The organism is Pseudoselenomonas caprae (assembly GCF_008271345.1).
Lineage (GTDB): Bacteria > Bacillota > Negativicutes > Selenomonadales > Selenomonadaceae > Selenomonas_A > Selenomonas_A caprae.
The window spans coordinates 39,811-61,802 of record NZ_VTOZ01000017.1 but is presented as its reverse complement, the minus strand read 5'-3'; the positions used below and the strand labels follow the sequence as shown (position 1 = coordinate 61,802).

Genomic DNA, 21,992 nt, shown 5'->3' with positions numbered 1-21,992 from the left:
TACAAAGACCGTAACTTGTTACACCACGCCAACTTACACGATTTCCTCATGCTCCTCGGTCAAGGGATTCTCAAGCTTCACGAGTACCCGCGTGATCCGCGCGCCATCGACCTCCTCGACGAACAGCAGATTGCCAGCCGCAGCAGCCATCTGGCCGACCTGGGGCTCGCCGCCAATCTGATCGTAGAGCCAGCCGCCCACGCTGTCCACATCCTCATCCTCAATCTTGATCTCAAGGATATCCTCCAGCTCCTCCAAGAGCATCTTGGCATCGACGGAGTAGACATGGTTGCCGCGGGCTTCCGCCGTCGGACGTTCCTCATCGAACTCGTCCTGGATGTCGCCGACGATCTCCTCGACAATATCCTCGATGGTCACCATGCCCGCCGTGCCGCCGAACTCATCGACAACGATGGCCAGCTGGGAGTGGCTGCCTTGCATCGTCTTCAAGAGCACATTGACATCCATGCTCTCCGGCACGACCAGCGCCTTGCGCGCGAGCTTGCGCAGGTTCGGCTTTTTCCCCTCTACCATCAGCTTCATGAGGTCCTTGACATGCAGGAAGCCGATGATGTGATCCTTATCCTCGCGGCAGATTGGATAGCGCGTCAGCTGTTCCTCCATGATGATTGCGAGGTTGTCCTCGAAACTATCCTCCAGATACAGCACGACCATATCGGTACGCGGGGTCATGATCTCCCGGACGTTAAGCTCCGTGAAATCAAAGACATTATCGACAAAATTCGCCTCGGTATCATCGATGAGCCCCTGACGGTGGCTCTCCTCCATGAGCAGGCGGATCTCCTCTTCCGTGTGGGCATTCTCCCCCTCGGTGGCCGCCTCAAAGCCCATGCGCCGGGTGACCCAGTTGGCTACATGGTTGAGCAGCCAGACAAACGGGTACATGACCTTGTGGAAGATCAGCATCGGCAGGGCCACGGCCAGCATGATCTTCTCGACACTCTGGATGGCCATGGTCTTCGGGGTGAGCTCACCCAGGATGATGTGGCCAGCCGTGATGATGGAGAACGCCAGCACCAGCGAGATCGTATGCCCGATCGTCGCATCGATGCCCATTGCCTGCGTGACCGGCAGGATCAGCGTGGCCACAGCCGGCTCGCCGACCCAGCCCAGTCCCAGCGAGGCCAGCGTGATGCCCAGCTGCGTGACCGACAGCGACGCATCAAGATGATCCGTGAGCCGCTTGGCGTAGGCCGCCCGCTTGCTGCCCTCCTGGATCAGCGTCTCCAGCCGCGACGGCCGTATCTTAACGCAGGCGAACTCCGCCGCAACAAAAAAGCCATTCATGAAAATAAGGAATACAACCAGTACTAACTGCAATAGTATCGGCACGATATCCAAGATAAAATTCCCTCCTGCTTACTGTTTGATTGGCTTCTTGACCGCAGGCTGCGGCGAAGCCTTCTTATGATATGCCTTATACGGGCGCTCTTTCTTTCTCTTCTCCGGCGCATTGCTCTTCTTCGCCTTCTTGAGCGGCTTGAACGCGATGCCTAAGCGCTTCTCCAGCTGTTCGAGCTTGTAGGCCTCCTTGATGTCAGCCAGCGTGATGACCGTGCCCTTGGCTCCAGCCCGGGCCGTACGGCCTGCGCGGTGCTGATAGACCTGCGCATCTTCGGGCAGATCGAGATTGAACACGTAATCTACCCCTTCCACATCAAGTCCCCGGGCCGCCAGATCCGTCGACAGGAGCAGCTGGATGCGCCCCTTCTTGAAATCAGCGATAGCCTTCTGCCGCGCCTGCTTGTTGCTGTGCCCCAGCAGCGAATCTGCCCGGATGCCGTCATACCGCAGATGTGCCAGCGTCTTCTCCGCATCATAGACGCGGTTGATGAATACCATCCCGCGCTTGACCCCTAGATTACGCGTGAGCTTGCGGACATTCTCGATCTTGTCGCGGAACGGCGTCATGAGATAATAATCCTCCCGATTCGCCAGCGTCTCAGGATCAGCCTCGACGACGATATGCTCAGGCTGGTCGAGGAAATCTGCCCGCTCCAGTGCCTTCTTCGGCGCCGTCGCCGAGAACAGGATGACCTGCCGCTCCTTGGGCAGCAGACGGACAGCATCGACCGTGTTCTGCAGGTTCTGGTCATCGAGCAGGCGATCGAATTCGTCGAGCACAAGCAGCTTGACCTGCTGGAGCTTGAGCTTGCCCTTGCGCGCCAGCTCGATGATGCGGCCGGCTGAGCCGACGATAAGCTGCGGCTTCTCCTTGAGCTTATCCATCTGACGGGCGATATTCGCGCCGCCGATGAGTCCCTGCACCTTGATGCCGAGATCTGCCGCCTGGCTGAGCTCCCGCGCCACATTGGCGATCTGCATCGCCAGCTCATAAGTCGGCGCAAGGATCAGCACCTGCGCCTGACGCAGCGCAGGGTCGATCTGCTGCAATGCTGGCAAAAGATATGCCAGCGTCTTGCCTGTCCCTGTCGGTGCCTGGCCGATGATGTTGCTGCCAGCCAGTACCCTGGCGATGGTCTTTTCCTGTATCGCCAGCGGCGCAGCTATCCCCTGTTTGGCCAGGGCATCAGCCAAGGCCGTCTCTATGCCTAGATCTTTGAACGTTGTCATTTATTCTCCTTCTCAAGCCCCTCACAATACAGGCTTGCCCTTCTCATCATCAAATGTCGCTGTACAGCGCGGATAATTCGTGCAGCCCCAGAACATGCCGTTCTTGCCACGTATCTGCCGCAGATGGCCTTCACGGCAGCGCGGACAGAGGTATTTATCCCTATCCTTACTATCTTTCGCCTTGGCCGTCGCATTTTCCTCCATGTGCTCCATGGGGCTGGCTGAATACTTAGGCTTGTCGCCCCAGTTCTGCCAGCCCTTCTTCTGCGGCTGCGGCGACACATAATTCTGCATCGCATCCGCCAGGCTAGCCTCATAATCCGCTGCGGAAAACAGCGAATCGAGCTCTGCCATATCCTGTGCCGACGGCGCTACGTACGACTGGGCCGAATACACAGGCGCAGGCGGCGCGGCATAGCTGGCGGCCGGCCTCCGGCTTGCAGCTGCGCCACCCTGGCGAGCCATGGCCGAAGCCGAGACAGCGGCAGGAGCCATGGCCTGCGGGCTGCGGGCCAGGCGCGACCGCGCATCATCCATATCCGGCTTGCCATCCTTGTCGTTGCAGGTCATGCGGCACTTCGGATAGTTCGAGCAGCCCCAGAAGATACCGTTCTTGCCCTTGCGCTGCAAGAGCACGCCCTGATGGCAGCGCGGGCAGACGTTCTCGCCCGTGACCTCCATGCGCGCATTGCCAGCCTTGCCGCAGAGACGCCGCGTGAACTCGATCTGCCCCTTGAGGAATTCCTCGAGCGAACCATCGCCCTCGGACATCGAATGGAGCTTGTCCTCCCAGATGGCTGTCGAATCCGGATAAGTCATCTCATCGGGCAGCGCGTCGACGAGCAGGAACGCCGCCGGCGTCGGACTCAGATACTTCTTCTTGCCCTTGGCCGTCATGAACTTGCGCTTGATGAGATCATCGATGATCGTCGCCCGCGTCGCCTCGGTGCCGATGCCATAGACATCCTTGAGCTGCTTCTTGGCCTCAGGATTCTTGACGTACTTATGGATCTCCTTCATGCCGGCCAGCAGTGTCGACGGCGTGAACCGCACCGGCGGCTTGGTCGCGCGCTGCGTGATATCGCCGCCTGTCCAGTTGACACCATCCTTTTTCTTCATGGCCGGCAGCGTCTTATCGCTCTCGTCTTCTTCCTTGTTCTCATCCTCGTCCTCGGCCTTCTTGCGCTTGGACTGGTACATTTCCTTCCAGCCAAGGTCGCGCTCCGTGCGGCCGCTGGCCGTGAACAGCTCCTCCTTATAAGTGACCTCGACCTTCGTCTGGTCATAGGTATGGACGGGATAGAACTGGGCGATATAGCCGCGCGCGATCAGATGATACAGATTGCGCTCCTCCGCCGTCATCGTCAGCACATTGGCCTGGACCGTTGTCGGGATGATTGCATGGTGGGCCGATATCTTCTTGTCGTTCCACGCTCGGCTCTTGATCTTCCTATCCGCTTTCGGTGCCCAGGCTGCCACCTCAGCATCACCAGCAGCAGCAAGATTCTGCAGGATCTTGCCCGCATCGCCGAACTGGTTCGTCGGCAGATACTCGCAATCCGAACGCGGATACGTCGTGAGCTTCTTCTCGTAAAGCTTCTGGGCCGTATCGAGCACGAGCTGCGGCGCATATCCATACATCTTTCCCGCCAGCACCTGCAACGTGGACAGCGAGAAAGGGAGCGGCTGCGGCTCCTGCTTCTTCGTCTTCTGGTACGCCGTGATCACGCCACCATGCGGCATGTCCTGGAAGAACGCCAGCTTGTCTTCAGCCATCTGCCTGTCGATCAGACGGTTCTCACTGTCGAGGCCCGCCATCGTATCCTTGGGCTTCCACTGGGCCTGAAATGAACCATTGGCATGGGCAAAGGTTCCCTTGATGGTATAGTAATCGACAGGCTTGAAATTCTCGATCTCGCGCTCGCGGCGCACGACCAGCGCCAGCGTCGGCGTCTTGACGCGGCCGATCGGCAGCACGAGCTTATCATGCCCGGCCCGGCGTGCCGCCAGCGTATAGGCGCGCGACAGGTTCATGCCGATCAGCCAGTCAGCGCGCGCACGCGCCAGAGCCGACTGCTTGAGATTGAAGAACTCCTTGTTCTCGCGCAGGCTGCTGTTGGCCTTCTTGATGCTCGTCTCATCGAGAGCGTTGAGCAGGATGCGCTTGACCGGCTTTGTCGTGCCGATATAGTCGAGCACCTCATCGACGAGCAGCTGACCCTCACGGTCCGGGTCACCGCCATGGACGATTTCATCGGCCTTCTCGATCAGCGATTTGACGATGGCAAACTGTTTCTCGCAGTTCTTGTCCACAAATAATTTCCACTGGTCAGGGATGATCGGCAGATCCTCTGCCCGCCAGCGCTTGTACTGCGGATTGTATTCATCCGGCTCAGCCTGGCGCAGGATATGACCGAACAGCCAGGTCACGATGCCATCGCGCGTCTCCAGATAGCCATCGTGACGCACCACCGGGCCAGTCAGGCACTTAGCCAGCTCCCGTCCGACACTCGGTTTCTCGGCAATATATAAACGCAAAATAAAACTCCTCTTCCTTTATCTGTTGCCCAGCGGCCTCAAGCAAACAACAGCCGCCACAATCCATAGACGATAAGTCCGAGCCATACGAGCACAAACAGCGACGCCGCAATGAGCACCACCGGCATATAGCGCGTGGCCTGGTCAGCGCGGGTCTCCGCATAGCGCCGCACATGCGAAGGCAGCATATTCGTCAAACCATAGATGACCGCCGGCACGATGATCGCATCATCGACAACCCCCGCCAAAGGCACCGCATCGGGGATGATGTCCACAGGGCTCACGAGATACAGGATGGCAGCGGCCAGTATCCCCTTGATCCGGCCTGGCGTATCGCGATGGCGTATGGCCATCAGCAATACAATCAGATCATAGCGGAACACCTTCAAGAAACTCAGCAATCTGCGCATTTCCATCCTCCTTGCAACGGCTTTTTCTACTATATATAATATAGAACCATTGTATCATTTCTATCTGCTGATGAAAAGAACCTATGCCTCGTATACACAAAACGCCGCCCAAAAGCCCTCTGCAGGAGCTTCTTGGCGGCATCTGCCTTTTTCCATTATAACGCCGTTTTTCCAGTTTTGCCGCAGGCAAAAACTTCCTCTTGGCTTTTCAACGAGGCGGGAGATATATGCTCACCGCCTCTTATAAATAAAAAACTTGTCACCTATAGAGGTGGGCGACATCTACTTCCGGGTTATAAATCGATTGCAGTTTTGATTTCCTGGCCCTCCAACGCCCTCCATTCCGAACCATCGGTGTAGATGATCGAATCAAGCACTATCTCATATCTGCCAATCCCCTTAGCTTGCGGATTTACCTGCCAGCCGGAGTTTTCATCCGCATACTGTCCTGGCGGTATTTTTTTATCGTATTCATACAGCTCATAAACCTTACCGCTGTGTTTTTCTGATTTGGGTATGATCTGGCCATTCTTGTCGTAGCTGTACACCCGTATGCGATAGCGGTCAATAGTCCGCTGCGAGTTTGTATTCTGTAAATCCAAGCACAAGTACGTCCAATGCAGGAATGAATCTTCTGCCAGCCGCAAATTCCCCAATGCTACCTGCGGGGCATTGGCCGCTATCTTCTGCTGCTGTTCAGCTGCTTTGGCCGGATCCAGCGGCTGTATCTCTACGCTCAGATTATCCAGCATCTCCTGTATCAATTGCTGAACCTGCTCCTGCTCTTTTACTCTGCTGGTATCCAGCACAACCGCCCAGATATCCTTGTTATCCACCACAGTTACATAGGCTAAAAAATGTCCCCCTGCATAGTCAAACTCGATTTTCCGGGCCTCCCGGCCAGCAAGAGTTGCTGTCTCCATCGTCACATTCTGCACATCCATATGCGTACCTGTGAGGATAGCTTTTACATTTTCCGCCTCCCCCTGCAAATTGATCCAATAATGCAAAGCAGGGTCGTATGCTGCATTTTCCACGGTAAACGTAACATCCCGCGAATCATCGCGCGCCGTCCAGGCTTTGATCTGCATATCACTATCGTGAAACAGCTTCGGTGTTTCCTCCTTGACCTCTGGTATCCGGATATTCAGCATTGAATACTGACCTGTCAATGCCGTATCCTTCCATGCAGTCTGCATCAGGGAAGACATCCTTGTACATCCCGACAACACAAAGGCCAAACATAACATGACCAATAAAAATATACTTGTTTTCTTTCTCACGCATTACCCTTCCTTCCCATCTTGCCCCCTGACTTCCACAAAACACTAACATTATAGTGATTAAGATTTACACGGCAATTAAATCTCAATAAAAATTCACTGATAAATTTTTACTAAGACAGTAAGATGAATATACGATTTTATTATAAATATTGACTTTATTATGCCATCTTGTTATAATTTATTTACAAATTTACAATCAAGAATAATTCTCTATGCTTATCAGGAGGTAGTCGCCATGGCAAAAAAAGTATTTCCACTGAACAAAGACCGTCTGCAAGAAATCATCGCCCAATATCCGACGCCATTCCACATCTATGACGAACAGGCAATCCGCGAAAATATCCGCGCCTTGCAGAAAGCCTTTGCCTGGGCCCCCTCCTTCCGCGAACAGTTTGCAGTCAAAGCACTGCCCAATCCACGCATCGTGCAGATCCTGCATGAGGAAGGTGCCGGCACCGACTGCAGCAGTCTTGCCGAACTGCTGCTTTCCGACATCGCCGGCGTAAAGGGCGAGGAAATCCTTTTGACCTCCAACGATACTCCTGCAGATGAATTCCAGAAAGCCATCGAACTCGGTGCCATCATCAACCTCGACGACATCAGCCATATCGAATACCTCGAGAAACATGCTGGCCTGCCCAAGATTCTCTGCTTCCGCTACAACCCTGGCGACCTCATCGAAGGCAACGATATCATTGGCAAGCCGACTGAAGCCAAATACGGCCTGACCCGCGACCAGCTGTTTGAAGCCTACAGAATAGCGCAGGACAAAGGCGTCCGCCGCTTCGGCCTCCATACGATGGTCGCCTCGAACGAGCGCCGCACCGAAGCCTTCCTGTTCACAGCCAAGCTGATGTTCACGCTGGCCGTCGAACTCAAACAGAAGCTCGGCATCCATGTCGAGTTCGTCAACCTCGGCGGCGGTTTCGGCATCCCCTACGAGCCCAGCCAGGAGCCCCTGAACCTCATGGAGATCGGCGAAGGCATCCATCAGCTCTACGACGAGATGATGGTTCCCAACGGTCTCGGCGACGTCGGTCTCATGACCGAAAGCGGCCGCGCTATGACCGGCCCGGCTGGCTGGCTCGTATCGACGGTGCTGCACGAGAAGAAAACCTACAAAGACTACATCGGCCTCGACGCCTGCATGGCCAACCTCATGCGCCCGGCGCTCTACGGTGCCTACCACCATATCACGATTGCCGGCAAAGAGAACGCCCCCTGCGACCATCTCTACGACATCACGGGTTCCCTCTGCGAAAACAACGACAAGTTCGCCATCGACCGCAAGCTGCCTAAAATCGACATTGGCGACCTCGTAATCATCCACGATACAGGCGCCCATGGCAGTGCAATGGGCTTCAATTATAATGGCAAGCTCTGGTGCGCCGAGCTCCTGCTGCGCGCAGATGGCAGCATCGAACTCATCCGCCGCGCCCAGACCATTGATGACTACTTCGCTACCCTCAAATATCCAGGTTCACTCGTAAAATAATCCAGGCTAAACAGGCAAGCAAAAAGCTCTCATCCTCAGGGAATGAGAGCTTTTTGCTTGCCTTGAATCTTCAATTTCCATTTAATGCTAAATCCATTTTCTCTGGCAGCAGCGATTCCCGGCAAACCATGTTGCGGCCGCTGCGTTTTGCTGTATAAAGTGCCGTATCGACACGTTTGATAAGCTGGGCAGCACTGTCATCTGCCCCCTGCCAGGAAGCGACCCCGACGCTGCAGGTAATACGCTGGCGCGCAAAGATACACGACCATTCCACCTGCCGCCGCAAGCGCTCTGCCACAAAATATGCCTCATCACTTGAGCAACCACGGCAGATGAGGATGAACTCCTCACCACCCCAGCGGATGAATATATCCGCTTTCTTGATATTCTTGCGGATGACACCGGCAAAAGCTGCCAGTACCTCATCGCCAGCATCATGGCCGTAGGTATCATTGATGATCTTGAAGTAATCGATATCCAGCATGATCAGGGAAAACGATTCTTTCTCCTGCCCGTGCTGGCTGATTTCAGCTGCCAGCACCGCTTCCATCCGGTTGCGGTTATAGCAATGGGTCAGCGCGTCGATCTCGGAGCGTGCCACCGCCTCAGCCACAGCTTCCTCCAAGCCTGCAGCCCGTGCCGATAGCATGCGCTCCCGGCGGATCTGCTGCTGGACGATGTAGAGGACGAAGATGCCGATGGATATCGTGCCATAAGGCAGCAGATACCCCATATCGGCCAGCCAATGGAAATGCCGCGAGAAGCCATCCAGCGTACCGGCAATGACCATCCCCACCAATGGCACCAGCAAGGCCCGGCAATACTTGTTGCCACGGATAGCCGATCGGATCGCCCAATACGAAACCAGCCCTTCGATGGCCGGCAGCATGATATAGAAGGCCGACGCACAGCCATCCAAGCCTCTGAGGCCTAAGATTTCCGACAGGACGGCAATGAACAGCAGGACAACGAAGGCCAGCATCGCCATCCAGGTCGAACGCCGGTAGCGCTTGTCCACGACCCGATAAACGATGAGATTCGCCAAGATCGGCAGGAAGTAGACATTGACGCGCAATAGCAGCCACCAGAACACCGGCGCATCGACAAAGAGCTGCTTCGTGTTCGACGCGCAGATCATCCACACGACAAACGCCAGCATGAACAGGATAATCTGTGCATACAGCGTCTTCGGTGCCGTAGGACTCATGTAATACATCAGCATGATCAGGATCATGAATACGGCCAGCGGAATATTGGCGATGTACGGGATATCCTGCCGCATAAGCGTTGACATCTGCACCACACTCGCGTCAAGCTTTATCGTACCAAAATCCCCCAAGTAAAGCGGATTTGCTGAAAACGTACGGATATACAGGTGGCGGCCAGCATAATCTGCCGGCAGTGGAATCAGATGCCACTTCTGCCCGTAGGACATCAGCTGCGGCTCCATATCGCCATAGGTGTATATCTGCCGGTCATCCAGCCAGACTTCAAAGCTCTGGTCTGTCACCATCATCAGCAGCGAAGCATCCCGCATCTCATCGGCCTGCGGCAGCACGGTCATGAGCCAGATATACTGGTCGTCACGCTGGAATGGCGGCTGTGCTGGTGCCGCATACGGCTGCCAGTTCCCCATACCGGCAAGCGCAGCCTGCACCACTTCCACACTAGACACGCCGTCCCTGCTCACAGGATCTTCCTGCCAGTACCACGGCCCGTCCAAATCTGCTGCCAGCCCTCTGGGCATCAGCAGCAGGAGCAGGCTGGCAGCGAGCAGCAATGCCCGCCGCAGCCCCTTCCACAAGATAGCCTTTCTGTGTTTCCCCAACTCTCTAATACACCCTTTTTCGCGAAAAGTCCCACTGTGTTACCAGTGGGACTCCCAGATTCAACTTATGCGAGCACACGAGCCAGGCGTACAAGCTCTGGATCCAACGTTTTCTGATTATTGACGGCATCAAACAGGTTGACGCTTACCACCTTGCCCTCATTGAAACCGAAGACAACATTCGTCGCACCCGAAATGATAGCCAGTGCAGCCTTCTCACCCAGCATCGAAGCCTTCATGCGGTCCTCGACCGTCGGCGATCCCCCACGCTGGATATGGCCAAGTACCGATACGCGCGTATCGATGCCCGTCTTCTCCTCGACGACCTGGCCAAGGCCCACAGCCGAGCCAGCGCCCTCGGCAACGACGATGATGCTGTAGCGTTTGCCGGCATCATACATAGCCTTGAGTTCATGGCACATCTCATCGAGATCGTATTTGACCTCCGGAACGAGGACATACTCAGCACCGCCAGCGATACCAGCCATCATAGCCAGCCAGCCGGAATTGCGGCCCATGACCTCGACGAGCATGATGCGGCGATGGGCCGAAGCCGTATCGCGCAGCTTGTTGATGGCATCGACAATCGTGTTGGCAGCCGTATCGCAGCCAATCGTGTAGTCCATGCCCCAGACATCGTTATCGATCGTGCCCGGCAGGCCGACGATCGGCATGCCCGTTTCCTTGGAGAGCAGGCTGCCGCCCGTAAGGCTGCCGTCACCACCGATGATAACGAGACCTTCGATGCCGTGTTTCATCAAGTTGTCAAAGCCCTTCTTGCGGCCTTCCGGCGTCTTGAACTCCATGCAGCGGGCCGTGCCGAGGAACGTACCACCGCGCTGGATGAGATCGCTGACGCTGCGGCTCGAGAGCTTGACGATATCATCGTCAACCATGCCCTGATAGCCGTTGTTGATGCCATAGACCTCTACACCTTCATACAATGCCGTGCGGACCACTGCACGGGCAGCCGCATTCATTCCCGGGCTGTCGCCGCCAGATGTCATTACCGCAATCGCTTTTTTAATCATGGAAACATCTCTCCTACCAAACCTAAAAAACCAAAAATAGATAAATCATTGTTATCAAACCATACTTCTTTATTTTACGAAACTCAGCCATAAAAGTAAAGTATTTCAATGGAAAAAGGAGCCGAAAATCAGCTCCTTTCCCAATTTTGTAACGTTGTTTTATTTTACGTTCATGATGCCGAGGGCATAGCAGATGATACCAACTGCGAACAGACCGAAAATAATCGTGATAGCGCTGACTTTGCGCTTGAGGAGTGCCATGCAGGCAAAGGTCATGAGCAGCGGTACGAGACCCGGCATGAGCTGGTCGAGGATACCCTGGACCGTCGTGACGACATGCTCGCCCTTGGCGTTCGTGATTTCCGAAACGACAACCGGGATGTTGACCGACGTCCATTTGTTTACAAGAGCACCCATGACGAACAGACCGAGGATGGAAGCACCTTCCGTGATCTTCTGGAGCTTGTTGCCAGCGATGTCTTTGACGATGTCCGTACCTTTGGCATAGCCGTATTTGATGCCGTACCAGCGGACTGCCAGACGGATTGCATTGAACAGTACGAAGAACAGGATCGGACCAACGATGCTGCCCGTCAGTGCAAAGGATGCACCAAGAGCTGCCGTGATCGGACGGAGTGTGCCCCAGAAAATCGGGTCACCGACACCGGCCAGAGGGCCCATCATACCGACTTTGATACCGTTGATGACACCATCTTCGATCGGTGCGCCGTTGGCTTTCTTCTCCTCAAGAGCTGCCGTGATACCGATGATCGGTGCCGTTACGAACGGCTGCGTGTTATAGAACTCGAGGTGACGTTTGATTGCCTTCTTGAGTTCCTCACCCTCATAGAGACGGCGAAGGATTGGCACCATGCCGAAGCAGTAGCCCAGACCCTGCATACGCTCCATGTTCCAGGATGCCTGCAGGAAGTTAGAACGGACGAAAGTCCAGAAAAAATCGCTGGAAGTAATTTTCTTTTCCATTATGTATATCCTCCTCTACTCGCGCTTAGTCAAGTTCGTCGTCAAGATCGTCGTCAGAGCTGGAAGCTGCTGCTGCCGGAGCTGCGGCTACTGCCTGATATTTCGGGTTCAGCTGGATGTAGACGATAGCGGCTACAAGACCAATGACACCGAGAGCGACGAGGTTGAAGTTCGTGAATGCTGCCACAACGAAACCGAGGAAGAAGAACGGCATAAGGTACTGAGCACCCATCATGTTGATGACCATTGCATAACCTACGACAACGATGAAGCCGCCAGCGACCTGAAGACCACCGGAGATGACCGGCGGGATAGCGTTGAGCATGTTCTCAACAGCACCCGTGCCGACCGTCATAGCGACGAGCAGAGCCGGGATACCAACGCGGAGACCCTGCAGGATCAGAGCGCCGTAGTTGCACAGATCGATACCAAAAAGATTCCCCTCTTCTGCGTAATCGTCTGCTTTATGCTGGAACACAACGGAAACCGTCTTACAAATGATTGCCAGGACCTGACCAGCAGCTGCCAGCGGCATTGCGATAGCGATACCGGTTGCCACGTCCTGATGGCTGGCGATGACGAGGATCGTCGAAATAACGGAAGCCAGGGCTGCATCCGGTGCGATTGCAGCACCGATGTTCATCCAGCCGAGAGCCATCATTTCAAGCGTACCGCCGATGATGATACCAGTCGTCATATCCCCTAAAATAAGACCAGTGATCGTGCAGGCAATCAACGGACGATGCGTCTGCATCTCGTCCAAGCAGGACCCCATGCCTGCGATTGTCGCGAAGATAAAGATAAGCAGGATTTGAATAGAGCTCATTGTATATTCCCTCCATTATGTAATATGAATTTCCCCCGGCAGGGAGCCTTCCCAAACTGCCCCCTGCCAGTCATATGAAGAATATCCTTATTTCAGGACATCCATCAGCATAACTTTTTTGTCCGTATCAACTTTACGGATCTCCAGCTCGATGCCTTTCTCGTTGAGTTTCTTGAAGGCTTCGATGTCTTTGTCATCAACGGAGACAGCACCCGTGATCTGATGCTTGCCTTCCTTGAAGCTCATACCGCCGATGTTGACGCTCTTGATGTCAACGCCATGTTCGACCATGTAGAGAACGCTGGTCGGGTTCGTGAACAGCAGCAGGCATTTCTCGTTCTCGTATTTCGGGTTCTCATAGACGCGGATGGCCTTGTCAAGGTCAACAACGTGGGATTTGATGCCAGCCGGTGCAACCTGTTTCAGGAGCGTAGCGCGGATCGTGTCCTTAGCTACATCATCATCGCAGACGATGATGCGCGAGCAGCCCGTTACCTTCGACCAGACCGTGGCAACCTGGCCATGGATCAGACGGTCATCAATTCTTGCTAATACGATATTCATTATAAATCCTCCTCATCATCATCGGAAATCTGGCTGGCATGGAACGTCTGCGTGCCGTTCTTGCCGGCTTCGACAGCTTTCTCCATCAGTGCCTGGATGTCCGAACCATCATCGATCAGCTGAGCGCTGCACATCTCGATAAGCATCGGGAGATTCACACCCGTCACGATGCCGTAGTTCTCATTGCTGATAACCAGACGGCATGCAGCGTTGTACGGGCTGCCACCGAACAGGTCGTTCAGGAACAGGACGCCGCCCTCGCAATCGAGCTCAGCGATCGCTTCCTCGTACTTCTTGACGACATCGTCCGGCCCCTCGCCCGGAACCAGCGTTACGGCACGAACATTCTTCTGTTCGCCACAGATCATTTCACAGGATTTTACGAGCTCCTGTGCAAAGATGCCGTGCGTACCAACGATAATACCAAACATTCAAAGTACCTCCTTAAGAATACATTCCCCTATAACCACTTTCGTTTTGGTCGAATCTGAATGTTTTTGGCTTTTTGCCTTACGCCCTTATATATTGCAAGATGCGTGCCAACTTTGTGTATCAAAATGAAAAATTCTTCTTTCGCTTGATTTTACAGGGTTTTTTCAGATAAGTTTTTGCTATCCCGATACTGTTGATACACTTTTAATACACTTTCATATATTTTTTGATACGCTCTGATACTGTCAGAAAATAAAATATACCCAAACAAAATACACTATGGCGCATTTCTGCACCATAGTGTATCATATTGCATATTTTCTTTATTGTTTCATATCATATCGGCCATGAAATAGAACTCGTCTTCATCAAAGCGCAGCTTTAGTGTCTTATCGAATACTCTGGCCGCTTTTTTGACCGCTGCGAGTTTTTGTGTATCAACTGCAGATTTATCGCCCTTGTAGACCAGCGGACTGCGCGTGACGATACGCTCGAGCGCACAGCCGCAATGGACGATGATACGGATGCGCAGCGGATTGGACAGCTTGAGCCCCAGCTCCGTCTCCAGCTGCCGGTCGAACTCCAGCAAGCCGCCCATGATCTTGGCAGGATTCAGATAGGTCAGGAATTTCTGCAAGGATTCCTCGCAGAGTTTCTGCACCACCATGTTGCTTTTGACCTTGGGCACCATGCTTATCTTCCGGTCCAGCATGAGTTCCGCCAGCAGCTGCTCGCCTGAGCCATCGATAAGCTGTTCGAGGGAGATGAAGGGTACCTGCGCCTGCGGCTTTTTCATCCCCACAGCCGCTACGATATGGTAGCTTTTCGCGATTTCCTCGATGCGTTCATCCATATGCACCAGCCCGATGGGAATGACTTCCACAGAACGGCCGGCATTGCGCAGGATCTCTTCCACCAACGCCTTGAGCTTGAGGGCCGCGCCCTGCCCCGTCGAGCAGATCGTCACGATAGCCTCCGGGCCATTTTCGCCCTCGGCAACAGTCTCAGTCGAATCCACGGCTTCATAACCCTTGAAATTGCGCAGGGATTCATAGATGCTGTCAAGATCCATGCCAGCAATATCTACCTTGCGCATGGCCTCAAGGATCAACGGCGTCGACACCATGTCGAGGGTGCGGATAGGGATCTTGAGCTTCTCCGCCAGCATCGAGCCGATGTTGCAGAGCGAGCCCATATCCGCCAGGATCAGTACCCCCTTGGTGCACTTCATCGCCTGCAGCATCGCCGCCGTCTTGTCGAAGATGGCCTGCGGCTTGACCTCCAGCGGCATATCGATGGCGATGATATTCATATCGGCGGAGCTGAAGAGCTTCTGGGCGACGTCGACCATCGAGCTTGCCGTGCTCTTGCCATGGGTCGCCACCAGGATCGTGACCTTCTCATCAAGGTCATCATCATCGGAGGACTCCAGCAGCAGGGCGATATACTCGATCTCATTGCGCGGCACCTTCAGATGGTAGTGCTTCTCGACCATCTCGCCGATTTCGACCGCCACCTGCAAGCACTGCGAATCCTGCGGCACCGCGCCCTCGATTTCCGTATACGGGATCGACTCTTTCGATTTGACGCGCTTGAGGAACGCCGACAGATGCAGGCTGAAGGCATAGAGGAAGCGGTCGCGGTAGCTGCGATTCATGCGTTTCTGCACGAACAGCGAAACCTGCTCCGAAAAATCCACGAGCGCTTCGTCCACAATCTTCAGCAGGCGTTCGCGCGTCGTCATATTGACCGAATGCTTCTTATTATAGAGGTCTTTGACATAGACATTGACATCGGTCGCCACGATCTGCTTGATGAGATCATCGCTGATGCCCTCGCCCTTCAGCAGGGCCACCTTGTCCTCGACCACCTGATACAGATTGAAGCCGCCTTCGCCGCCGCTCTCATCCTCAAGCTGCAGTTTCCGCCCCGGCGGCGATACCACCAGCGGTTCGCTCACGTACTTCGTCAGCTCCGTCAGCGCCTGGCGATTGGCCGACAGCGTCAGCAGGCCGTCCTTGACGTTGCCCGGCAGCATCTTGAAATCGACCTCGATATAATTGGGATTGTCGATGCCATTGAGGAAGGCCTGGGCACACAAGAGCTTGATGTTGGACTTGAGCTGGCCGACATTGCCGCTGCCGATGCTGCCGATCAAGGCTTTGACCGACTCCACGCTGATGCGCACCGGCTTCTTGACCCGCTGGGCCTCATCCATGAAGAGCAGCTTGAGTATGTCGAGCTGTTCTTCCAGCGTGCGCTCAGCCAGCGGCCGTATCGTGATGATATTCGGGATGCGGCGTACGAAGGTGCGCGTGAGCGCCGAGTTCGGGTCCTCCGTCGTCGCGCCGATGATCAGGACCTTGGCCCTGCGGCTGCGCGTCGTCTCGCCCAGGCGGTTGAAGGTACCCGTATCCATGAAATAGAAAATCATCTCCTGGCCTTCCGGCGGCAAGCGATGAATCTCATCAAGGAACAGCACACCGCCATCGGCCTCCTCCACAAGACCAGCCTTCGCTGTATCTGCGCCGGTGAATGCCCCTTTGATATGTCCAAACACATGCGAAATCAAAAGCTGCGGATTGTTATAATAGTCCGCACAATTGAACGTAATGAACGGCGCCTCATTGCCAAAACGATGCATCGACTTGCCATAGGCAAACATCATATGCGCAAACAAAGTCTTGCCGACACCGGTCTGGCCAACAATCAATGTATGCAAGCCATCCGGCGGATAAAGGATGGCCGCCTTAGCCTGCTCGACCTGCCGCTTGAGACTCTTGTCCGCACCAATCAGATGCTCAAAGGGATTCGTATCCGCCGCACTTTCGCCGCTGGACTCCCGGCACTGGCCAATATCCTGGAACTGACAGGGCCCCACCCCAAAATCCGTATCCAGCAAAGTTTCCAGCGTCTCCTTGTCAAAATAACGCACCGGCCGGCCCGCAAACTTGACAATGCGGTCCTGCCGATGCAGTTCATTGAGTTCCTTAGATACATTGTTGCGCAGGATATCGAGCGCGGCTGCAATCTCCTGCGCATCAAAGCCAACCTGTCCCGTCAGCTTCTCTTTCGTATAGGCTGACGACTTTTCCTGGATGTAATGATAGATGCGCTCACTGCGTTTCATCCGTATTCCTCCATTCTGATACTCTATCTTCCATTATAACAGTGTATCAAAAAATAGCAACGGCCGGCAGTGACGACTGCCGGCCGAAAAGCTCTTGCTGCTTATTTCTTTTCCGTTTGCTGGTCTTTTGCATTCTCTTTGAGCGCTGCCAGCGAGAAACCCTCAAGCTGTCCTTTCTTATTGAACAGCAGCTCACAGCGTACCAGCTGTTCTTTCTCAAAGTGCATGAGATAAATCATCTGATCCGCCTGATCGAAGCGCGTCCAGCTGATAAAGCGGGATTCCTGATATTTCCCGTATTTCTGGCTGAGCTGCGACAAATTCTTTGCCAGATCATCTTGCGAGATCTTCTTCTGTCTCTCTGGGTCCAGCAATTTGATAACCGCTGCCGAATCCTGCTTGACAAGCATGGCATCCATCCATTTAACAGCAATCTCCTGCTCCCCCGACAATGCCGCAGCATCCGGCGTCGCCGCCAATGCATTAGCTGAAAAAGCCAGCAAGCAAGCCATGCATAACGCTGCAATATATTTCTTCATCTCAAAAATCCCCCTCTGTATCGATACTCTGATATTATGTCTATTGTATCACAGATCCTGCGCGAAATCCCAAGAAAAACATTAAAATCTGTCTGGGCAGTAGGCCGTCCCCCCCTTCTGTCCTGCCCAGGGGCTGCTGACAGCCGCGTTTTCATCTATGTGTTTTCAGGTTTTCCCACGAAGACAACAGGCTCGTCAGCCAGTGCTTTGAGCTCCCGCTTCCGCTGGTACATCTGCATGTCCGCCCGTTCAAAGATACGCTTATAGCTCTTGTCCTCGCCGGGCTTGTATTCCACCATGCCCACCGCGATGACCACAGAGCCATTCTGCCTGTTGGCCTCTATCTGCTGGTTGAAGGCCTGCAGCAGCCGGTGCCTGTCTTCATAGTCTTCCTGTTCGAGGACAGCTACGAATTCATCGCCGCCCACACGGTACACGGGACTCTTCTTGAAGACCCCGCATATCAGCCGGCAGGCCTTCTTGATGAACGCATCGCCGATATCATGCCCTAAGTTGTCATTGACTTGCTTCAGGTCATTGACATCAAAGACCGCAATCGCCAGATTCCTGATTGTGCCATCGGCGATCTGCCTGTCGATCTGTTCTCCTTTTTCCACATAGGCCAGCTTGGTCTTGACCCCCGTCAGCGCATCCGTATACGCGAGCTTCCAAGCGTTCTTGAGCTCCTGAAAATGCTCTTTCTCCCGCTCCAGCGCGATCTCCAGGCTGGAGCGGTACTCCTCCCGCTCGTTCTCGATGACAAAAGTGCGCAACAGGCAGCACCCCAGCATATAACTGATGGCATAGAGGGGATAGGTGGGGAAGAAGATCTGCACCGCCACGAAGACCATCATGATCAGGCCGGAAAGGCCAATCGTCCGATGGCGCTGCCGCTTCCTATCCACGCTGTGCAGCGATACGGAAAGGGTATATACCGCAGTCAGCAGCAATAATGCCACCTGTGCGATGAACATCAGCTCCCGGGCTATGCCAGTCTGATAGACACCCTCGCCATCAAACCAGAACATGATCGGATACCAGCGGTTGAGCGGCGTGACGATGAGCACATAGACAAACAAGATGCGCCCGGCATAGATCAGCAGCTTGCTGAAGCCTGTCCGGCTGCCCAGATACTCCACCGCAAACCTTGCCCAGAGCAGGATGCCTGCTGCCATCACGACAAAATACACTTCGGTATCTATGTACAGCCAGCTGAGCCAAGACTCGACATAGAGCCAGTACCAAATCATATCGGTGAAATAATAAGCGATGACCGCATACAGGAAATAGCGGTAACGCTTTTGCACCGGCGAGTCCGCTGCATCTGCCTTTTTCAGCAGGACATCATGGTTGATGATGAGCAGCACCAGCAAAGCCAAGAAATCAATCAAGCAATAATAGTACATAAGATTCCCTGCCTCCTCGCGGATCCATCAAATCTTTCGTCAGTAATACTATTCGCGAAAAGAAAAAAAAACACCTGCCTGAAATATAAAAAACCAGCCACATCCCCGCGAAGGAATCGCCCCTCTGATCGCCGTCATCACCGGCCCTCGGAACGGCCTGGCCATCAGCAAGCGCAAAGCCGCCGAAATCAACCAGCCGGCCGGGAAGCGCAGGCCCGCGCGAAAACAAAAAGAGCTGTTGCCAGCTGCAACAGCTCTTTTCCTGTCATGCGATCAATCCACGAGCTCGTAGCCGGCCGCCTCGATGACCGTCTTGAATTCCTCGCGGGGAATCTCGCGGCTGGCCGTCACCTCAGCCTTGCCGCCCTCAAGGTCAACCGTGACGCTGGTGACGCCATCCATCTTGGCCAGCGCATCGTTGACGTGTTTCTGGCAATGCTGGCACATCATGCCCTCAATCTTCAAAGTCGTTTTCATCTCTTTCTCCTCCTTATGTTCCTCTATACCCCTATGCTCCGCAGCGGCCCCGAGCCCCGTTCCTGCCACGACAGGCTGGAACCAGCGCAGCCGCAAAGCGTTTAGGCAGACGCAGACACTCGACAAGCTCATGGCCGCCGCGCCCACGACCGGCGAGAGCTTGATGCCCGCTGCCGTATAGAATACCCCCGCCGCCAGCGGGATGCAGATGACATTGTAGAAAAATGCCCAGAACAAATTCTCGCGGATGTTCCGGATGACCGCCTTCGACAACCGCACCGCATCGACCGCAGCGAGCAGATCGTTCTTCACGAGCACGGCATCGGCACTTTCGATGGCGATATCGGTGCCGGCACCGATGGCGATGCCGACATCCGCGCGTGCCAATGCCGGTGCATCGTTGATGCCATCGCCGATCATCGCGACCTTATGGCCCGCAGCCTGCAGCGCCGCGATGTGCTCTTCCTTATGCGCCGGCAGGACGCCTGCAATGACCCTGGGGATATCCAAGCGGCGGCGGACGGCCTCAGCCGTGCGCGCATTGTCGCCAGTCAGCATGACCACATCGATGCCCATGGCCTTGAAGCGGCGGATTGCCTCAGCACTCGTCGGCTTTTCCGTATCGGCCACGCCAATGATGCCGACGAGCTGCGAGCCCCGCGCAAACAGTAGCGGCGTCTGGCCCGCATCCGCCAGCGCATCGATGCGCTGCTGGCAGCCTTCGAGCACGACGCCCTGTTCCATCAGGAACTGGGCATTGCCCGCCAGCCAGGTCTCTTTCCCCTGCTTGGCTTGGACGCCGCGGCCAAAGACAGCCGCAAACTCCGTCATCGCCACGGGATGCACGCCTTGCTCACGGGCATAAGCCACTACGGCCTCGGCCAGCGGATGTTCGCTGCCCTGTTCCAGGCCCGCAGCTGCCGCCAGGAGCTCCGGCGCACTGATCCCCAGCGGCTGGATCTCCACTACCCGCGGCTTGCCCTCGGTAATCGTACCGGTCTTATCCAGGACGACGGTATCGATAGCCTGAGCCAGTTCCAGGGCCTCGCCGGATTTTATCAAGATGCCGTGCTCAGCCCCCTTGCCCGTGCCTACCATGATGGCCACCGGCGTCGCCAGCCCCAGCGCACAGGGGCACGAGATGACCAGGATCGATATGGCAATCGAGAACGCGAACTCCACGCTGGCGCCCAGCAGGAGCCAGATGCCGCCCGCAGCCAGAGCGATGGCAATGACCGCAGGGACAAAGACGCCTGCGATCTTATCGGCAAGCCGCGCGATCGGTGCCTTGCTGGCACTGGCCTCATCGACCAGCCGGATGATCTGGCTGATGGTTGTATCCTCGCCGATACGCTCAGCCCGGAAATGGATGAAGCCTGTCTTGTTGATGGTCGCTGAGACCACCGAATCGCCAGCCCCCTTCTCCACGGGAATGCTCTCGCCCGATATGGCCGACTCGTCCACGCTCGTCGTGCCTTCCACTATCACACCGTCCACCGGGATCCGCTCGCCCGGACGGACAACAACGATATCGCCCACGGCCAGTTTCTCCACAGGAACTAGCTGTTCCGTCCCCGCCCGCAGGACCACCGCCTGCTTCGGGGCCAGATCCATGAGCTTTTCGAGCGCCCGGCTCGTCTGTCCCTTGGCCCGCGCCTCAAGATACTTGCCGACAGTGATCAGCGTGACAATCATGCCCGCTGACTCGAAATAGAGGTTCTGGCTGTACTCCAGCACGAGGGCCATGTCACCATGGCCCAGCCCCCAGCCGATGCGGAAGATCGCAAAGACGCCAAACAGCGCAGCTGCCAGCGAGCCCATGCCGACCAGCGTATCCATATTCGGCGAACCTTGAAGCAGCGTCCGCGCCCCCACGATATAGAAGCGGCGGTTCAGATACATGACTGGCAACACGAGCAGCATCTGCAGGAAGGAAAAGGTGACCGCATTCTCCGGCCCGTCAAGCAGGGCCGCTATGCCAGCTGGCACGGGCATCCCCAGCACCATGAAAAGCATTGCATGCATCGACACGGCCATGACTGGCAGCAGGAACACCACCGACCAGACCAGCCGGCGGCGCAATGACACGGCCTGCGTATCGGCCATCTTCTCCTGGGGGACCGCCGCCGTCCCATCCCCCTGGCAGCTGGCTCCGTAGCCAGCCCCTTCGACCGCTGCCACGATGGCCGCCGGATCTGTGAGCTGCTCATCGTACTCAAGCTGCATGCTGTTGGTCAGCAGATTGACATTGACGGCCTGCGTGCCTGCTATTTTCTCGACGGCCCGCTGCACTCTGGCCGAGCAAGCCGAGCAGGTCATACCTGTAACCGTGAATTTTTCTTTTTTCAAGAGTTCACCTCCACAATAAAATCAATAATCATTCGCATGACTATAAATGTATCTTATACGTGAAAGGCTCCGATGTCAAGGCAGAAAAAAGGCCCTCCCCGC

16 protein-coding genes are annotated in these 21,992 nt (G+C 55.3%); 1 reads left to right on the top strand and 15 read right to left on the bottom strand.

Annotated features, from left to right (window positions below; genetic code table 11):
* Positions 1-33: 33 nt before the first annotated feature.
* The 5 genes from FZ041_RS09140 to FZ041_RS09120 form a co-directional block, all read right to left on the bottom strand.
* Positions 34-1,362, bottom strand: a complete 1,329-nt coding sequence (locus FZ041_RS09140) for a hemolysin family protein (RefSeq protein ID WP_075444703.1) — start codon at positions 1,360-1,362, stop codon at positions 34-36.
* Positions 1,363-1,380: 18 nt separating this feature from the next.
* Positions 1,381-2,595 (bottom strand): DEAD/DEAH box helicase, encoded by a 1,215-nt coding sequence (locus tag FZ041_RS09135; protein ID WP_082336266.1) that lies wholly within the window; start codon positions 2,593-2,595, stop codon positions 1,381-1,383.
* Positions 2,596-2,616: 21 nt separating this feature from the next.
* Positions 2,617-5,133 (bottom strand): DNA topoisomerase III, encoded by a 2,517-nt coding sequence (locus tag FZ041_RS09130; RefSeq protein WP_149189334.1) that lies wholly within the window; start codon positions 5,131-5,133, stop codon positions 2,617-2,619.
* 38 nt (positions 5,134-5,171) lie between these two features.
* A complete protein-coding gene (locus tag FZ041_RS09125; RefSeq protein WP_149189333.1) occupies positions 5,172-5,543 on the bottom strand; it encodes a YkvA family protein in 372 nt (123 codons plus the stop codon).
* A gap of 293 nt (positions 5,544-5,836) precedes the next feature.
* Positions 5,837-6,742, bottom strand: coding sequence for a DUF5780 domain-containing protein (locus FZ041_RS09120; protein ID WP_149189332.1), 906 nt, complete (start codon positions 6,740-6,742; stop codon positions 5,837-5,839).
* Positions 6,743-7,064: 322 nt separating this feature from the next.
* Between FZ041_RS09120 and FZ041_RS09115 the strand changes: the two genes are divergently transcribed.
* The gene (locus FZ041_RS09115; RefSeq protein ID WP_149189331.1) at positions 7,065-8,324 is read left to right on the top strand and encodes a diaminopimelate decarboxylase family protein; all 1,260 of its coding nucleotides are present in this window, start codon (positions 7,065-7,067) and stop codon (positions 8,322-8,324) included.
* Between the two features lie 70 nt (positions 8,325-8,394).
* Here the strand turns inward: FZ041_RS09115 and FZ041_RS09110 are convergent, their stop codons facing one another.
* From FZ041_RS09110 to FZ041_RS09065, 10 genes are all read right to left on the bottom strand, one after another.
* On the bottom strand, positions 8,395-10,152 hold the full coding sequence (locus FZ041_RS09110; RefSeq protein WP_149189330.1) for a GGDEF domain-containing protein: 1,758 nt from the start codon (positions 10,150-10,152) through the stop codon (positions 8,395-8,397).
* 65 nt (positions 10,153-10,217) lie between these two features.
* On the bottom strand, positions 10,218-11,183 hold the full coding sequence (pfkA, locus tag FZ041_RS09105) for a 6-phosphofructokinase (protein ID WP_149189329.1): 966 nt from the start codon (positions 11,181-11,183) through the stop codon (positions 10,218-10,220).
* Between the two features lie 159 nt (positions 11,184-11,342).
* A complete protein-coding gene (gene manZ / locus FZ041_RS09100; RefSeq protein WP_033170956.1) occupies positions 11,343-12,167 on the bottom strand; it encodes a PTS mannose transporter subunit IID in 825 nt (274 codons plus the stop codon).
* A gap of 25 nt (positions 12,168-12,192) precedes the next feature.
* Positions 12,193-12,993 (bottom strand): PTS mannose/fructose/sorbose transporter subunit IIC, encoded by an 801-nt coding sequence (locus tag FZ041_RS09095; RefSeq protein ID WP_149189328.1) that lies wholly within the window; start codon positions 12,991-12,993, stop codon positions 12,193-12,195.
* Positions 12,994-13,080: 87 nt separating this feature from the next.
* Complete coding sequence (locus FZ041_RS09090) at positions 13,081-13,557, bottom strand: mannose/fructose/sorbose PTS transporter subunit IIB (RefSeq protein WP_149189327.1); 477 nt, start codon at positions 13,555-13,557, stop codon at positions 13,081-13,083.
* On the bottom strand, positions 13,557-13,988 hold the full coding sequence (locus tag FZ041_RS09085) for a PTS sugar transporter subunit IIA (protein ID WP_149189326.1): 432 nt from the start codon (positions 13,986-13,988) through the stop codon (positions 13,557-13,559). The genes FZ041_RS09090 and FZ041_RS09085 overlap by 1 nt, the downstream gene beginning before the upstream one ends.
* A gap of 332 nt (positions 13,989-14,320) precedes the next feature.
* The gene (locus tag FZ041_RS09080) at positions 14,321-17,119 is read right to left on the bottom strand and encodes a sigma-54-dependent transcriptional regulator (protein ID WP_149189325.1); all 2,799 of its coding nucleotides are present in this window, start codon (positions 17,117-17,119) and stop codon (positions 14,321-14,323) included.
* A 101-nt stretch (positions 17,120-17,220) separates the two neighbouring features.
* Positions 17,221-17,658: a DUF3887 domain-containing protein gene (locus FZ041_RS09075; RefSeq protein WP_075444681.1), complete on the bottom strand. Its 438-nt coding sequence runs from the start codon at positions 17,656-17,658 to the stop codon at positions 17,221-17,223.
* A gap of 155 nt (positions 17,659-17,813) precedes the next feature.
* Positions 17,814-19,064 carry a GGDEF domain-containing protein gene (locus tag FZ041_RS09070; RefSeq protein WP_149189324.1) on the bottom strand — a complete coding sequence of 417 codons (1,251 nt, stop codon included), beginning with the start codon at positions 19,062-19,064 and terminating at the stop codon, positions 17,814-17,816.
* Between the two features lie 273 nt (positions 19,065-19,337).
* Entirely contained in the window at positions 19,338-21,890 is a 2,553-nt protein-coding gene (locus FZ041_RS09065) for a heavy metal translocating P-type ATPase (RefSeq protein WP_149189323.1), read from the bottom strand.
* Positions 21,891-21,992 lie beyond the last annotated feature (102 nt).

Coding starts and splice junctions, on each gene's coding strand:
- FZ041_RS09135 (WP_082336266.1), bottom strand. CDS start 2,595: ATGACAACGTTCAAAGATCTAGGCATAGAGACGGCCTTGGCTGATGCC.
- FZ041_RS09125 (WP_149189333.1), bottom strand. CDS start 5,543: ATGCGCAGATTGCTGAGTTTCTTGAAGGTGTTCCGCTATGATCTGATT.
- FZ041_RS09120 (WP_149189332.1), bottom strand. CDS start 6,742: ATGCAGACTGCATGGAAGGATACGGCATTGACAGGTCAGTATTCAATG.
- FZ041_RS09115 (WP_149189331.1), top strand. CDS start 7,065: ATGGCAAAAAAAGTATTTCCACTGAACAAAGACCGTCTGCAAGAAATC.
- pfkA (WP_149189329.1), bottom strand. CDS start 11,183: ATGATTAAAAAAGCGATTGCGGTAATGACATCTGGCGGCGACAGCCCG.
- manZ (WP_033170956.1), bottom strand. CDS start 12,167: ATGGAAAAGAAAATTACTTCCAGCGATTTTTTCTGGACTTTCGTCCGT.
- FZ041_RS09095 (WP_149189328.1), bottom strand. CDS start 12,993: ATGAGCTCTATTCAAATCCTGCTTATCTTTATCTTCGCGACAATCGCA.
- FZ041_RS09090 (WP_149189327.1), bottom strand. CDS start 13,557: ATGAATATCGTATTAGCAAGAATTGATGACCGTCTGATCCATGGCCAG.
- FZ041_RS09085 (WP_149189326.1), bottom strand. CDS start 13,988: ATGTTTGGTATTATCGTTGGTACGCACGGCATCTTTGCACAGGAGCTC.
- FZ041_RS09080 (WP_149189325.1), bottom strand. CDS start 17,119: ATGAAACGCAGTGAGCGCATCTATCATTACATCCAGGAAAAGTCGTCA.
- FZ041_RS09075 (WP_075444681.1), bottom strand. CDS start 17,658: ATGAAGAAATATATTGCAGCGTTATGCATGGCTTGCTTGCTGGCTTTT.
- FZ041_RS09070 (WP_149189324.1), bottom strand. CDS start 19,064: ATGTACTATTATTGCTTGATTGATTTCTTGGCTTTGCTGGTGCTGCTC.